Origin of the sequence: Burkholderia sp. HI2714 (assembly GCF_002223085.1) — a bacterium.
Classification (GTDB): domain Bacteria; phylum Pseudomonadota; class Gammaproteobacteria; order Burkholderiales; family Burkholderiaceae; genus Burkholderia; species Burkholderia lata_D.
On record NZ_NKFM01000063.1, the window covers coordinates 1 to 13,464 of the forward strand.

The following is a 13,464-nucleotide window of genomic DNA, read 5'->3' on the forward strand; positions in this document are numbered from 1 at the left end:
GGATCCTCCGGTTGCCGGGAAATGCGTGCATTTTCCACCTGGGCACATCGATGCCGTTGGCCCGTGAGGATCCACCCCTCTCTTGCTCTCACGTGCGTGGGTGGGACGCGTTCATTTCAATTCTCCTGTCGGCTATCGGCATGCCGGCCCGCAAGCAGGCCTCGGTTGAGAAGTCTGACGGGTCGAGTGGGGTCTGCCGGCTGCCTTTCGCCAACGTCCGTCGCTTGACCGCGGCAATGATCGTCTCTCGATTGCTTTCGAGCACGATGCGCCATTGCGTGGTTGCGGCAGCCTCTGTGCCGCACTTTTCTCGTATGACGTTCGCCCGGAGCTTGGTTGCAACGTACCGCAACCGAGGCCGCGGGAAGAGAGCGGCCGGCTTGGATCGTCACTGACGATCGGGTAGGTCAGACGAGTGGCGAAGTCCGTCATCGTGCGCGGTAAGCGGTCTCGCAACGAAGGGTGATAGGAGTATTGCAGTTGACTGTGAAAATTCAAGGAAGGCGCAATGGCTCGATCCGCCGCATTCAATGCACGTCACGGGCGACGATGGAGGCCAACGCCCGATCGCCGTCGCGTTGGGCAGTGTCTTCCGTGGAAAAGACGTCGGTACTGAATGCGATCAGTTTGAAGCCGGATCCCGCGGAGCGAGGAACCGTGATGCCCCAGTGCCAGCCGCCATCTTGCTGGAACACGTGGAGCGCGGGGGGGCCTTGGCCCAGTGCTGGTGAAGAAGTCGTCATCGCGTGCTCTCCCGTCGTGGGGCAATTGCGGGGCAACTACATCGGACGCGTCAACCCAGTCTACGGACACTTTTGCTGCGGCGCAATATTCGAGTTTTAAGAAAATGCCAATGTGTGAAACGCCACAATTTTGAAATACAAATATGCAATGCCGGAGATGGCTGGCATATTGGTGTGACGATTTGGACTTATTGGAGGCTTTATGGATCGCAGTTCGCTTGTGTGGGCGGGGGTGCCGCATAGCAGCGATGGCGTCGTGTTTCAGATTCGGGTCGGTCACGGACTTCAGCGTTTTCATATTGCTCGATTGATTCTCGAGAAGGCGTGCGACCTTGAGCGACTGGCGTCTGACGCACGACAGCTCGAATGCTTTTACGAGCATTTGACGCCGATCCTGGCAGTCGCGCGGAAGACGCGCTCAAAGGCGAAAGCCGATACGGTTTCGCTGAATGTTTCGGATTTTGTCCGGCCGGGGATTGCTCGGGGCGAGCCGGCGGCTTGGGCGGTGATGCTGTGAGCGCCGTAGGGCGATTGAGGAGAGCGGAGTTTTCGGTCCTGGAGCGGACGGGCGTGGGGCTTGGCGAGCGTTACGCGTTACGTCTTGTCGCGTGCGGCGCAGGTACTGCTGCAGTGTTGGCGGGATGCTTTTTGCGGGCTTCCGCGTAGTCTCGTGATTGAGCGGCGCGATGAAAGGGCGTCGCGTGATGACTGCATACCCATGAATGAAAAGCGCTGGCCGGTGAACTGGCCAGCAAAGTGGTCCTGGCGATCCGAGGTTGAGTGTGCCAGAACCAAAGACACTGAACGGCGTGCGCGTGCAGCCAGGCGAGCATCTCAAACGATCGGCCCCGAAAGTCAGGGCTTCTCCGGCTCGACCTTGCGCAATAATCTGTGATCGCAGTTTAGGCTGGGCTAACGGATGCGACCAGACGTGCACTCACGTTCGGAAAATTGAAGGCATCGCAGGGCTTCTTCGGAACTGTCCATGTGGCGATCATCGCGGCGGTCGGCAGATAGTCGGGATCGGCCGACGCGACCCCGGCCCACACGCCGCGAGACACCTGTCTGCCATGGAGATAAAAGTGCAGCTCCCGGCCAGCGCGGTCGCACATACACTTGATTCTCTCCACCGATTGGCCCAATCCTCTAATCCGTGCGATTTGGTTGCGATCCAGCTCGAACAGGGCACTCACCACGCCGTCACAATTGCCAATGGCAATCATGTCGCTGTCATCCGTCAACGCCCATGTCGGATGCGGCGTGCCTAGGCGCAGCATGAAATAATCCGCAGACTCTGAACCAACCATACTGTTTCTCCTGCAAAAGATCCGTTGTTCTGCTAACTGAAGATCAATGGAAACGAACGTTCATCCAATCCTGTTCTCTTCGCCGTACCCGGATACTCGAGTGGATGTGCCCCGGGGCCTTGCAATGGGCAGGCGCAACAGTGAAGCGCCCTGCGCCCGTCGCTTCCGAGGTACTCAGAGGCTCGCCTGACGCGTCACGGTGTCGGCGGCGATACTGTCCTCCGAACCGGAAAGTCTCACTGCAACAGCCGCTGCGGCCGTGCTCCCGTAGACGTTGAGGGCGGTTCTCCCCATGTCGAAAAAGGCGTCGACGCCCAACAGCAGCAGCACCGCATCGGCCGGCAATCCGATCGACGTCAGCACGATGGTGATGGCTACGATCGCTCCGGAGGGCACATTGGCTGCGCCGTCGATGGTGATGATCGTCAAAATCAAAATCGTGATCACCAGCGGCCAGGACCAGGCGAGATGATATGCGTCGGCCAGATAGCCGACCGCAAGGGCCGTGTAAAGGACCGCGCCGTCGCGATTGAAAATATAGGCGAGCGGCAAGATCGTGGACGCCACGCCGTGGGGAACGCCGAATTCGACCAGCTTCTTCAGGTGCAACGGGTAGGTAATTTCGGACGATCGCGTCGTGAAACCAAGGATCAGCGGTTCCTTCACCTTCCTGAGAACGGCGAGAGGCGACTGACCGGCGACGCGAATGACGAGGGTGAGTACCACCGCCAGCACCGCCATGCCGAGATAGGCCACGCCCAGAAGCTCGACGAGCGAGTGCACGCCGGTGAAGCCTTTGGCCGACAGCAACTGCGCGATCGCGGCGAAGATCGCGAGCGGCGACCATGCGATCACCCACTGGGTCATCTTGAACAGCCCCGACAGAAGCGCCTCGAAAACGGCGATCGCGGGCTCGGCACGCTCCGGGGCAGCCGACAAGGCCGCACCGAAAATGACACCGAAAACGAGTACCGGGAGAGAATTCCCTGCGGCGAGCGCAGCGACGATGTTCGCGGGGATCAAATCAACGAGAAATTTCGTCCAGTCGATGCTGGACGCGAGCGCGGTGGGCATCGATCCGGAGTGAATGAGGCTCGCACCAAGACCCGGTCGAAATGCAAAGTTGAGCAGCAGGCCGAGCGACGCAGCCAGGCCGGTCATCAAGACGAAGAAGACGATACTGGATAGTGCGACCTTGCCAAGCCGTTCGCGCAGTCGGCCCGCACGAAAGACACCGACCGTGACCGACAGGAAGATCAACGGCATGACGACCATCTTGATCGCGTGGCCGAACATCGCGCTGAGAAAGCCCAGCTTCCCGGCAAAGCCAGGAGCAAACACGCCGCAAGCGACGCCCAGGACAAGCCCGCCAAGCATTTGAATCGGGAGGGAAAGTCCCTTATTTTTCGTGTTCATGCCGCGCCTTTAGTAGTTTTATCCGTGCGGGCGTACCGTCAACGATGTGATTCCACATATGCTGACGCGCAAGCTCGCCGTCGTTCGCTTCGATTGCGTGAAAGATTTTCAGGTGCTCGATCGTGCCGCGCCGAACAGTTTCGTCGTCGCTACGCGGGAGTTCGTTCAGCGCTAATGTCTGGGCTCGCAATAGACCATACGCCGACGAGATTCGCACGTTTCTTGCTGCAGCAAATAACGCTTGATGAAAGACCCAGCCGACACGTTGCTCGAGCATGATGTCCGCGACGTCCCGGTCAATCAGGTCTTGCATTTTCTCTGCTGCGTCGCGAAGGTCTGCCGTTACGCCCGACCTGGCTGCAAGAAATGCCGCTGTACTCTCGAGGGCCAGCCGCATTTCAAAAATTTCGCGGAGATCGCTCGTTGTCGGCGAGGCGACATAGGTTCCACTTTTTTCGATCACGACGACCAGCCCTTCGGACTCGAGCAAATGCAATGCGCTGCGCACGGGCATTTGGCCGAAGCCGAGTTCGTCAGACAGGCCCCGATGGGATACTTTCTGCCCAGGCGCAAGGCGGCCGTCAAAGATCCTCGATCGGATCTCGTCGTAGGCAAGCTCTGCATCTGTCGAGACTTTCGACGTCATCTGTGATCGCAGTTAGCGTATGATTGAAAAAGAGATAACGGATAGGAAATTACCCTTACTGGTAACGTTCGGCAACTGATAATTTTGCGAGTGGGTATGCCGAACGCGAACCGGAAGAAAATCTGCGTCATGAAGCGAGCTGATAATTAGATGACTTCACAAGATGTGCGCTTTACCATCTGCGCCGTTCGTGCGGAAGAAACCTATCCGCTCAGGGCCGCAATCTTGATGGCCGGAGATGAAGAGGGGAGCGCTCTACCCGGAGACTTCGCCCCGACGACGATGCATTTTGCCGTTCGTAATAACGACGGTATTGTGGCGGTGGCGTCCGTGTGTCAAGAAGGACAAGCCGGTGTTTTGAACGCTGAAGCGTGGCGCCTTCGCGGCATGGCCGTCCATTCATCGGTGCGTGGTTTGGGATTCGGACGCCTTCTGGTCAATCTATCCATTCGTTATGCCCGCGAACAGCGTGGATTATTGCTCTGGTGTACGGCACGCGAATCAGCGTACCCATTTTATGAAATGCTCGGCTTTAATCGCGATCCGAAACCGATTTCAATGCCGGGGCGCGACGACATGAGGTTCTTTCTCATGCGGCGCCAGATCGGGGGCTGATTTTCGTCTGCTTCTGACGTCAGACGACTAGATGGTGTCTGCGTAGTCTAGTCCAGCGTTTCTGCGTTGAGCCGTCTCCAATTGCGTCCGGTGTCCATGGACTTCTACGATCAACCTGAGAAAATCAGCGATCGAAGGTGACCTGTCGTATGTCGATGTCTTCAAACTGACGCACCGGAAACTGCCATGAGCTATCCGAGCACCCCATTCATTCTGTCGGCGATCGATCCGGACTTTCTGTACCCGTGCCTCGAGGTTCGATTCGAAACCGACGACCTGGATGCGCTGCGGCGGTTGGTCGACCCGGACGCACCCGAGGATGCGGACCTCGACGACTACTATCTTCTGTCGCCGGCACAGTGCGCGGCCGTTTGCGACGCTTTCGCGATCGCGTTCGACCATGGTTCGCGCGATGCCGTTATCTCGAAGTATGTCGATACGGGTGTTCGCATCCCCTACCTTGTCCATACAGGTTACGAGCTGGCTTTGATGGTGCAAGGGCGCAAACCATTCGGGTTCATCGAATTCAACAGCGAATGGCTGCCGTCGGTCATACTCAAGGCACGCTTCGACGAGTATGTGGCTCAAGGCGTCTTGCACTCGCACGAAATCATCGTTGATGCACCGGCCCGGCCAGGCCGCCCAGCGCGTCGAATCGGGCAAATCCTGTATACGCTCAAAGTCGAGGAGTGGCGTATCCCGGCGCTGGAATTTTTTCGTCAGAACATCAACCTGCACGGCGATGGCTGCGAGAACATGGAGCGCCTGGAAGGTGCGTTGCTCGGTTACGAGCGATGGAAAAACGACTGGTGGATCGACCATCTCGCGCGCAGCGGTACCAGTCTTTACGGCAAGTCCAGTATCGTCAAGGTGGACCGGGCGCAATTCGACTGGCTCGTTCACGCAGGCTTCCGGGCGCTTCCTCCCGTCGACGCACCGACGTTCACACTCTATTCGTCGCACTGGTTCGATGAAGATGCAATGAAGGCGGCCATGCGGAACGACCAGACCATTGAAGCGTTCGTTCAGTTCAACGTCGGACTGGTTCACATCATGCACGCAGCCGATTTCCGCACCGCAGGCCCTTACGAGATTCCGGCAACGCTGATTCCGACGATAAATCAACATCTGTTGCGCGCGGTAAGGGTCTTGATTCGTCGAAGTGATTGCGTCGAACCGTCCTCTTCGTAAGGACGAATCCGGCGAGTTTTCGCAGTGGATTGGCGGCTGCGATCGGCGCTGTTGACCGCGATCGACGCGAGAATGACTCCGATCGCAATATGAATGGGAAAAACAGGAATGGGAGCAAGCGTGCATATCCGCGCAGCGGCGTTCAACCGTCGTCGCGCAGCGCTCGGCGTCGCCATGGCGCTGGCATGTTCGTGGTTCACCGCTGCGCAAGCGCGGAATTGCACACCGGATAGCGTGGCGCCCGAGTGCTTGCTGCAGCGTAGCCAAGATGAATTTCAGCAAGTAGACGACGAATTGAACCGCACTTACCAAAAGGTTTTGAAGTCGATGTCTCGGCCACGTGACGAGTACGTCGACTATCCGGCACTCAAGGTGAAATTTGTCCAGGCTCAGCGGCAATGGGTCCGTTTTCTCGACAACGAGTGTACCGCCTGGTATCTGATAAACGAGGCGGGCGCAGATCGTAATCTTGATCTACTGACTTGCGAAATCGACCGAACACGTGATCGTACGCGTGAATTGAACGCGTGGCTCAAGCAAGTGAGCCATGATTAGCGCAGCGCCAGATAAAGACAGTATTGCCAGGTTGACGGCTACTGGAGAGAGGCTGGTGCGCCCAGTGAAAGAAGAAGCGCTGACCGCGACGATCTGAAAGCTATACAACTGCCGTCTTCGCCTCACATTGATCGGATAGGATCGTTAATTCGATGAGTTTTTTGCAAAATCGAGAACTGGTGGATGCCCTGACTTCGCTGCCGGAACGGCAGCTGGTCGACGTGATCGCTTTGGCGTTGGAGGCGCGCGAGGCCAAAGTGGGGCGTCCGGAATGGCAGTCGGCCAAACTCGTGCTCGCGGAGGTTCACCGATTCGATGAGGCGTCCGCTGTACCATCACCCTGGACGCTTCTTGTGCTCGCGCGGCCTCAAGATCCTGAGGAATTTATCGACGACGGGCACGGGCCGAGCCAAGAGGGAACTTGCTGCGGACTCACGCTCGTCAGCTATGCCAAACGCATCGTCTGTCCCGTTTGTGGCGGACCGGTTACGGCAACCTGAGTGAGCCGCCAAGTGCTGCCTTTGGGCGCAACTCGTAGCCAACAAAGGGGCAGCGACTCTGCCAGGCATATTGGCCATGCACAAACAGTCGAGATAGATTCAGATCTCTCAAGCAAAAAAATTGCGCCACTCCTTTCCATGTTTCGAGCCACCGCGGATATCGCTCACGACATCGCCACCTTCGTCCCTGAAGACGGCAACTGGCTTGCCTTGGATTTGCTCGTTACCGAGCTCTGGCAGGCAGGGCATCCAGAACAGGCGATACCGGCGCTTCTGAGCGTGTTTGAGCGCTACCCGGAGGAAGACGGTTTTGGCGTGATATGGGGCGTTCTCCACGGACTCGAATCGTTGCCGAATTATGAGCAGGAGCTTCTTCGGTCCATCGCACGACAGCCCAGCGAGTTCGGTGTCTGCATGGTCGGGCGACTGCTGAATGCCGGCATAGAGGAAGTTGGCGGCATTTCGTTACTCGACACGCTGCATCAACTGGCAGCCACGACGAAGTCCCCACGCATCCGTGAGGCCGCTGCAGGTTTTGCGTCCCGAAACAACTGAGTGCCATCGAGTGATATGCCGTCGGGATTTTGAACGGCCTCAAAGCATCCGACATCGCCGAACGGCTCCCGCATCGTTGGACACACAGCGCCACCAAACTGGCAAGACGGGTTCGCCCGTGCTTACAATCAGAATAATCGGTACGCCGATTCTGAAAAAAAGCCTTCGCCACGCCATAAATTGGCGACCTCGATGTCGTCTCGCGAGCGTTGGCGCCTCGATTACCGTGCAGCAACAGGAGAACCCGATGATCAAAGTCAGTGTCATGTACCCATACGCCGCAGGCGCGCGATTCGATCATGCTTACTACCGCGAGAAGCACATGCCAATGGTGAAGCAGCGGCTCGGTGCGGCATGTCTGTACTACACGGTGGACAAGGGCATCGCAGGCGGTGCTCCGGGCACTGATCCTGTCTACGTGGCTAAGTGCGACTTTGTCTGCACGTCTGTCGAAGCTTTCGAGGCGGCCCGCGACCCGCACGCGCAGGAGATCATGGCCGACATCGCCAATTACACGGACATACAACCCGTGCTTCAAATCAGTGAGGTGGTCGTAGAGCGTTCCGAAGTCTGACCAAGGTTCGGGTATCGCCAGGCACCGCATCCGCACATTGCATACCTCGGCAACAGGGCAGTGCTGATGCAAGCATTCAGCCGGGGTATCGCAGTCTCGTGTCTTTCGAGGCCGCCTGTTTGACCCAGTGGCCCGCGCCTGCAAGCAAGAAGTTGACCGATCCAGTAGGATGGGGCGCTGCTACGCGCAGATCACGAGCGTCGACAGCGCGCCTTTGCTGACCGACGTGCAAGGTTTTCCAGTGAACGCGATACACCGCGATTCCGGCGGTTCGCCAATCAATTTGATCAATTGAAGGATGCAGACATGGGCACGATTTACGATATTCCTGTCAACGCCATCGACGGCGCGCAAACAACCCTGCGTTCCTACGAAGGCAAAGTGCTGCTGGTGGTGAACGTGGCGTCCAAATGCGGGCTGACGCCGCAATACGAAGGTCTGGAGGCGCTCTACGAAGGCAAGCGCGCCGAAGGTCTCGAAGTGCTGGCGTTCCCCGCCAACAACTTCAAGGGCCAGGAGCCGGGCACCGATGCGGAGATCCAGTCGTTCTGCACCGGCACCTTTGGCGTGAAGTTTCCGTTGTTCTCGAAAATCTCCGTGATCGGCGACGACAAGCATCCGCTCTATCGCTCGCTCACCCAGGCGCAGCCGCAGGCGACCGGCGACGGCCCGTTCCGTGCGCGCCTCGAAGGCTACGGCATTCAACCGAACCCGGCGCCCGAGGTGCTGTGGAACTTCGAGAAGTTTCTCGTGAGCCGCACGGGCGAAGTGGTCGCGCGTTTCTCGCCCGATACGACCGCGGACGACCCGACGCTGGTCGCCGCCATCAACGCGGAGCTGGCCAAGACCGTTGTTGCACGCGAGTAGGCGGATTCACGGCCATGGCCGTTTATGGGCCATTGGCCGGCAACTCAACCCTTGCCGAGATCTCCCGCCGCAGGCGCCAGCGCCCAGTCGAGCGCGAAATCGGCAACCTCCTCCCAACCTTCCTCGCCACAGGTGTAGTGGCTGCGGCCGTCGAACAGCTTGTACGCCGAAACGGCCCGCGAGCCCTTCGCATTCCTTTCGAAATTCTCGCGCTGTACGGCCGGTGGCAGGATGTTGTCGTTGCCGCCGGCAATAAAGAGCAGCGGTGCGCGATCGCCGTTCGCGAAGTTGTAGCGCGTCGGGGCATTCGGGTTGACGTTCGCGAACCCGCCTTGAAACAGGATGCGCCCCGACACGGGTACCGCGTAGCGGTCGTAAACCCGCTTCGATTCCTCGAGGCTCAGGTTGTTCGTGAATGCGTAGTGAAACTCTTTCTCGGTAATGGGCACAGCGCGATGCAGGTTGGCCGGATTGCGCAGGACCGGGAACGTCGCCTTGATCTCGCTGAACGGCAGCGCCCATACGCCCTTCACCGCGGCGCCGTCGATCGAGACACCGGCCGAGCCGTAACCCGCGTCGAGAAGAAGCTGGACGAACGCGCCGCCGAACGAATGCCCCATGATGATCGGCTTGGTGTCGAGCGCCGCGATGGTCCGGGCCAGGTGATCGAATATCTCGCGCACGCCCAGATTCACCAGCGGCGACGGGTCGCGGCGGAGGGCCTCGACGCCGGCCGTGCCCGGCTGGACGCCCGGATACCCCGGCGTGATGACGCGCATGCCGCGCTGCTCGTAGCGCGTGACCCAATGTTCCCACGACAACGGCGTCATCCACAGGCCGTGAATCAGTACAACCGTGTCGGTACGCGTTTCCGGGTTCATATCCCTGCTCCTGTGATCGCTGGATGACGAACATCACGCCCGTGAGACCTCGGTGTTTCCGGATCCGTCCGCCCCATGCTTGCCAGCATCGAAACAAGGGGTACTACGCGATTGCGGTGTGCCACATACTTGAGATTAGTCTTTGACACCGGCGTCGTTCAGCGTGAATGATGTGTCCATCATAAAGACCATTCGAGTACGCGACATGGCCAAAAAGCCGGAATTCTTTGCTCAAACGCCGACGGCGCTGGACGATGACGCAGATCCGTTCGCCTTCAAGCGGGATGCCTTTTCCGACGTGCTGGAGCTGATCCGCATCCGCGGCAATACGGTCTTCACGTGCGCGGCATCGGCGCCTTTCGGATTGCGCTTTCCTGCCGGCAAGTATCGTCTGCACATCATCCGTAGCGGCAGCGTGGCGATCGAAGTGGAGGGGCTCGACGAGCGCTATCACGCATCGCAGGGCGACCTGGTCATGCTGATGCATGGCCACGGCCATGTCATCTCCGACCGGCCGGGTCGCTCAGCGAGTCTCGTCACGGATCTCGCGCCACAGTACTACGATCGCGAGCGCCTGACGATCGGGAGCGGCGACACCACCTGGCTGTGCGGCGACTTCGGATTCGACGGCGTGCTGTCGCAACGGTTGCTGTCCGTGCTGCCGCCGGTGCTGGTGCTGAAAGGGTTGCGGGAGCGGCCGTTCGAATGGCTGGAGCTGAGCTGCCATTTCATCCTCGACGAGGCGTTGAGCCCGCGCGCGGGCGCCGCCGCGATGATCTCCCGGTTGCTGGACGTCATCTTCGTCCAGTTGCTGCGTACCTGGGCGACGGAGGGTTCGGCAGGGCACGGGTGGCTGTCCGGCGCGATCGACAGCCGGATCAACCTGGCGATGTCGGCCATTCATGCCGACCCGGGGCGTGCGTGGAGCGTGAGTGATCTCGCCGAGTTGTCGAATCTGTCGCGGTCGGCTTTTGCGGACCGGTTCCAGCGTGTCGTGGGGCAGGCGCCGTTGAGCTACCTCACGACCTGGCGCCTCGATCGGGCGGCGGAGTTGTTGCGGTACAGCCGCGCGCCGATTTCGGATATCGCTGGTCGGGTTGGGTATTCGTCGGAAGCAGCGTTCAGTCGCGCGTTTCGAGGACGGTACGAAATGTCGCCGATGCAGTGGCGGAAGGTGAATACGGAGTAGGGTGGGCCTGACTGCCATTGTGGCCTGGTCGATGTCAGCAGCTAGACATACGGACAATCGATCACGACGTAAACGACGTTTTTCCCTCATTTCAGGCTGAATGGCGCCATTTGAGGGTTCCTCGTAAAATGCGACTTTACGGGATTTCCAGTCAATGACGTCATCATGCATCGAATCGGATTCTTCGTTTGCCGTGGCTACGATGCGCTCGATCTGGGCGGGCCACTGTCGGCCTTCAACCAGGTCGGCACGGCGGCGGGCCACGCGCCCTATGATCTCCACGTCATCTCGCCGTCCGGCGGCCCGGTTCCGGGCAATACGGGCTTGTCGGTCGACACGAAGCCGATCGGCAGGCGCACGTTCGACACCGTCATCTTCGTGGGCGGTGACATCGATCCGATGCAGACGCCGGAGAACATCGCCGCAGCCAGAAAACTGGGCGCCAGGGCTGCGCGGGTGGCGAGCGTGTGTACGGGGGCGTTTCTGCTTGCGGAAACGGGCTTGCTGGACGGCTTGAGAGCGACGACGCACTGGCGATACGCTGCCCAATTGCAGTCGCGCTTTCCTCGCACCAGGGTCGAGGGCGACAGCATTTATCTCGAGGAGGGCCGCATCTGGACGTCGGCGGGCATCGCATCCGGAATCGACCTGGCGCTCGGCATGATTGAAAAAGATATGGGCGCGGAGGTCGCGCGCGCTGTCTCCCGGCTCTTGGTGGTTCCGTATCGTCGGCCAGGCGGTCAGTCCCAATTCTCGGCGATGTCGCAGATGGAGCCGGAATCGGATCGCATCCGCATCGCGCTGAATTTCGCGCGGGAACATCTGGCGGAAGCGTTGCCTGTCGAACGGCTCGCCGAGGCCGCAAGTTTGAGTTTGAGACAGTTCGGGCGCGCATTTCGCCGGGAAACCGGTGAAACACCTGCGAAGGCGGTCGAGCGTTTGCGCGTCGAAGCGGCGCGGCTGCGCCTGCAGGGGGGCAGCGAACCGATCGAACAGATTGCGCTGGCTGTCGGGTTCACCGACCCGGAACGGATGCGGCGGGCCTTCATCAAACTGCATGGGCACCCGCCGCAAGCGATTCGACGCGAGAGCCGATCGAACGGCGCGCGCTGATCGACCATCGTCAGCCGGCCGATCTGCGCGCTGACTGGCCGAGGTCCTTCCAAGGATACGTTCAGATATCCGAACTCGCGCTTGATGATGCGAAACGCTCTGTCCGGGAGTCCTTCTCCGAGTGGCGATGTCGGCAAAATATTTGAATTGCATTCCTAATCACGTGCGCCGACGATTTCGAGTGTCGCGCGATGCTGTACCCTGCCATCAAAGCCCCTGGCTCGCTAGTGGCGGCTTCCCAACCAGAAGGGACATCAGTCTGAGCGCCCAAAGGCGCACAGCCCCACGGAGCGGGGCGTCCCCCTGTTAATCGCTGTCAGCGTGCCGGATTGCGTGCCGTGACGATCCACGCCGCGCCGTCGATCATCACCGACCGCTCGCCGGGGAGGCCCGCGAAGGCGGCACGAACCGCGGCCGAGGCGCGGGCGCGGATGTCGTCGGGCTGATCAGCGAGCAAACGCGACAGTGGGCCGACCTCGAGCGTCATCTTCACCGCGTCGTCGATCGCCGCGTCTCGCGTCCCGCCCTCGCCGAACGGGACCGAAGCATCGAAGGGCGCGATAGCGATATCGGTGAAGCCGGCCGCCGTCAGGATGCGTGCCACGCGCCCCCGGTCGCCGAACGAAAATGGGCCGGGCGCTTCGGGAGCGGGCAGCGCGCTTGGCGGGACGATGCCCTTGAGCGCGCCCATCGGCACGCGCACCCAATCGTTTTCGGCCGCGCTGCGCCAGCAGACGAAAGCGACCCGCCCGCCAGGCCGCAGCGCGCGTCGCAGGTGGGCGAACGCCGCTGTCGGATCGTCGAAGAACATCACCCCGAAACGCGAGAACAGGATGTCGAACGCGCCCTCGGGCAGCTCGGCGCTGCTGGCGTCGGCCACCTGGAACAGGGCCGGCGTATCCTGTCGCGCAAGCGCGCGCGCTCGGCCGATCAGCGGTTCGGATATGTCGACGCCCAGCACTTGCCCTCCCGCGCCAACGTGGGCAGCCAGCGCCAGACTCGACGCGCCCGCGCCGCAGCCGATGTCCAGCACGCGCTCACCCGTCGCGGGCGCGGCGGCTTCTATCGCGGCCTGGCCGAACACCGCCACCATGGCGTCGAGCCGGGCCTGGTTGGCGACCCAGCGCGCCCCGCTTTGACCATTCCAGTCACCGGCCTGATCGGCACTTTGCTCTGCCATGTCATCTATATGAACGCGTCCCGTTTGCAACAGTTCTCGTGTGTTCCGACAGACAGGATGGGCTGCAGCTCTATATCCGGCCTTGATGCAGTCGATACCGCCGCTGCGGGCCTCTATGAAATCCGCTGACCC

The 13,464-nt window shown here is 60.3% G+C and carries 16 protein-coding genes; 10 read left to right on the plus strand and 6 right to left on the minus strand.

The features are described from left to right. Nucleotides 1-527: 527 nt before the first annotated feature. Nucleotides 528-743 carry a hypothetical protein gene (locus CFB82_RS35430; protein WP_069249651.1) on the minus strand — a complete coding sequence of 72 codons (216 nt, stop codon included), beginning with the start codon at nt 741-743 and terminating at the stop codon, nt 528-530. A gap of 202 nt (nt 744-945) precedes the next feature. Here CFB82_RS35430 and CFB82_RS35435 point away from each other — a divergent pair, with 202 nt between their 5' ends. Further along, nucleotides 946-1,260 (plus strand): hypothetical protein, encoded by a 315-nt coding sequence (locus CFB82_RS35435; RefSeq protein ID WP_069249650.1) that lies wholly within the window; start codon nt 946-948, stop codon nt 1,258-1,260. A gap of 385 nt (nt 1,261-1,645) precedes the next feature. On the opposite strand, the gene CFB82_RS35440 is transcribed toward CFB82_RS35435, so the two are convergent. The 3 genes from CFB82_RS35440 to CFB82_RS35450 all read right to left on the minus strand — a co-directional run bounded on the left by CFB82_RS35440 (nt 1,646) and on the right by CFB82_RS35450 (nt 4,112). After that, the gene (locus tag CFB82_RS35440) at nt 1,646-2,050 is read right to left on the minus strand and encodes a hypothetical protein (RefSeq protein WP_089487042.1); all 405 of its coding nucleotides are present in this window, start codon (nt 2,048-2,050) and stop codon (nt 1,646-1,648) included. Between the two features lie 174 nt (nt 2,051-2,224). Beyond that, nucleotides 2,225-3,466: a dicarboxylate/amino acid:cation symporter gene (locus CFB82_RS35445; RefSeq protein WP_089487043.1), complete on the minus strand. Its 1,242-nt coding sequence runs from the start codon at nt 3,464-3,466 to the stop codon at nt 2,225-2,227. Next, nucleotides 3,450-4,112, minus strand: coding sequence for a GntR family transcriptional regulator (locus tag CFB82_RS35450; RefSeq protein WP_083265970.1), 663 nt, complete (start codon nt 4,110-4,112; stop codon nt 3,450-3,452). The genes CFB82_RS35445 and CFB82_RS35450 overlap by 17 nt, the downstream gene beginning before the upstream one ends. A gap of 150 nt (nt 4,113-4,262) precedes the next feature. On the opposite strand from CFB82_RS35450, the gene CFB82_RS35455 reads away from it, so the two are divergent. From CFB82_RS35455 to CFB82_RS35485, 7 genes are all read left to right on the plus strand, one after another. After that, nucleotides 4,263-4,727, plus strand: a complete 465-nt coding sequence (locus CFB82_RS35455) for a GNAT family N-acetyltransferase (RefSeq protein WP_089487044.1) — start codon at nt 4,263-4,265, stop codon at nt 4,725-4,727. A gap of 186 nt (nt 4,728-4,913) precedes the next feature. Continuing rightward, nucleotides 4,914-5,918 carry a hypothetical protein gene (locus CFB82_RS44270; RefSeq protein WP_256990623.1) on the plus strand — a complete coding sequence of 335 codons (1,005 nt, stop codon included), beginning with the start codon at nt 4,914-4,916 and terminating at the stop codon, nt 5,916-5,918. A 93-nt stretch (nt 5,919-6,011) separates the two neighbouring features. Next, complete coding sequence (locus tag CFB82_RS35465; protein WP_256990624.1) at nt 6,012-6,473, plus strand: lysozyme inhibitor LprI family protein; 462 nt, start codon at nt 6,012-6,014, stop codon at nt 6,471-6,473. 152 nt (nt 6,474-6,625) lie between these two features. After that, nucleotides 6,626-6,973: a hypothetical protein gene (locus CFB82_RS35470; protein WP_143751017.1), complete on the plus strand. Its 348-nt coding sequence runs from the start codon at nt 6,626-6,628 to the stop codon at nt 6,971-6,973. Next, nucleotides 6,974-7,528 (plus strand): hypothetical protein, encoded by a 555-nt coding sequence (locus CFB82_RS35475; protein WP_143751018.1) that lies wholly within the window; start codon nt 6,974-6,976, stop codon nt 7,526-7,528. A 247-nt stretch (nt 7,529-7,775) separates the two neighbouring features. After that, nucleotides 7,776-8,102, plus strand: coding sequence for an EthD family reductase (locus CFB82_RS35480; RefSeq protein WP_089487048.1), 327 nt, complete (start codon nt 7,776-7,778; stop codon nt 8,100-8,102). A 306-nt stretch (nt 8,103-8,408) separates the two neighbouring features. After that, nucleotides 8,409-8,969 carry a glutathione peroxidase gene (locus CFB82_RS35485; protein WP_089487049.1) on the plus strand — a complete coding sequence of 187 codons (561 nt, stop codon included), beginning with the start codon at nt 8,409-8,411 and terminating at the stop codon, nt 8,967-8,969. A gap of 44 nt (nt 8,970-9,013) precedes the next feature. Here the strand turns inward: CFB82_RS35485 and CFB82_RS35490 are convergent, their stop codons facing one another. Beyond that, nucleotides 9,014-9,850 (minus strand): alpha/beta hydrolase, encoded by an 837-nt coding sequence (locus tag CFB82_RS35490; protein ID WP_089487050.1) that lies wholly within the window; start codon nt 9,848-9,850, stop codon nt 9,014-9,016. 205 nt (nt 9,851-10,055) lie between these two features. Here CFB82_RS35490 and CFB82_RS35495 point away from each other — a divergent pair, with 205 nt between their 5' ends. Both CFB82_RS35495 and CFB82_RS35500 read left to right on the plus strand, forming a co-directional pair. Further along, on the plus strand, nt 10,056-11,039 hold the full coding sequence (locus tag CFB82_RS35495; protein ID WP_089487051.1) for an AraC family transcriptional regulator: 984 nt from the start codon (nt 10,056-10,058) through the stop codon (nt 11,037-11,039). 165 nt (nt 11,040-11,204) lie between these two features. After that, nucleotides 11,205-12,152 carry a GlxA family transcriptional regulator gene (locus CFB82_RS35500; protein WP_089487052.1) on the plus strand — a complete coding sequence of 316 codons (948 nt, stop codon included), beginning with the start codon at nt 11,205-11,207 and terminating at the stop codon, nt 12,150-12,152. Between the two features lie 316 nt (nt 12,153-12,468). Here CFB82_RS35500 and CFB82_RS35505 read toward each other — a convergent pair whose 3' ends face one another. Further along, nucleotides 12,469-13,332, minus strand: coding sequence for a class I SAM-dependent methyltransferase (locus tag CFB82_RS35505; protein WP_089487053.1), 864 nt, complete (start codon nt 13,330-13,332; stop codon nt 12,469-12,471). Nucleotides 13,333-13,464 lie beyond the last annotated feature (132 nt).

Bases quoted from the DNA above. Each gene is read 5' to 3' on its own strand.
- CFB82_RS35430 (WP_069249651.1), bottom strand. From the start codon at position 743: ATGACGACTTCTTCACCAGCACTGGGCCAAGGCCCCCCCGCGCTCCAC.
- CFB82_RS35435 (WP_069249650.1), top strand. From the start codon at position 946: ATGGATCGCAGTTCGCTTGTGTGGGCGGGGGTGCCGCATAGCAGCGAT.
- CFB82_RS35440 (WP_089487042.1), bottom strand. From the start codon at position 2,050: ATGGTTGGTTCAGAGTCTGCGGATTATTTCATGCTGCGCCTAGGCACG.
- CFB82_RS35445 (WP_089487043.1), bottom strand. From the start codon at position 3,466: ATGAACACGAAAAATAAGGGACTTTCCCTCCCGATTCAAATGCTTGGC.
- CFB82_RS35450 (WP_083265970.1), bottom strand. From the start codon at position 4,112: ATGACGTCGAAAGTCTCGACAGATGCAGAGCTTGCCTACGACGAGATC.
- CFB82_RS35455 (WP_089487044.1), top strand. From the start codon at position 4,263: ATGACTTCACAAGATGTGCGCTTTACCATCTGCGCCGTTCGTGCGGAA.
- CFB82_RS44270 (WP_256990623.1), top strand. From the start codon at position 4,914: ATGAGCTATCCGAGCACCCCATTCATTCTGTCGGCGATCGATCCGGAC.
- CFB82_RS35465 (WP_256990624.1), top strand. From the start codon at position 6,012: ATGGGAAAAACAGGAATGGGAGCAAGCGTGCATATCCGCGCAGCGGCG.
- CFB82_RS35470 (WP_143751017.1), top strand. From the start codon at position 6,626: ATGAGTTTTTTGCAAAATCGAGAACTGGTGGATGCCCTGACTTCGCTG.
- CFB82_RS35480 (WP_089487048.1), top strand. From the start codon at position 7,776: ATGATCAAAGTCAGTGTCATGTACCCATACGCCGCAGGCGCGCGATTC.
- CFB82_RS35485 (WP_089487049.1), top strand. From the start codon at position 8,409: ATGGGCACGATTTACGATATTCCTGTCAACGCCATCGACGGCGCGCAA.
- CFB82_RS35490 (WP_089487050.1), bottom strand. From the start codon at position 9,850: ATGAACCCGGAAACGCGTACCGACACGGTTGTACTGATTCACGGCCTG.
- CFB82_RS35495 (WP_089487051.1), top strand. From the start codon at position 10,056: ATGGCCAAAAAGCCGGAATTCTTTGCTCAAACGCCGACGGCGCTGGAC.
- CFB82_RS35500 (WP_089487052.1), top strand. From the start codon at position 11,205: ATGCATCGAATCGGATTCTTCGTTTGCCGTGGCTACGATGCGCTCGAT.
- CFB82_RS35505 (WP_089487053.1), bottom strand. From the start codon at position 13,332: ATGGCAGAGCAAAGTGCCGATCAGGCCGGTGACTGGAATGGTCAAAGC.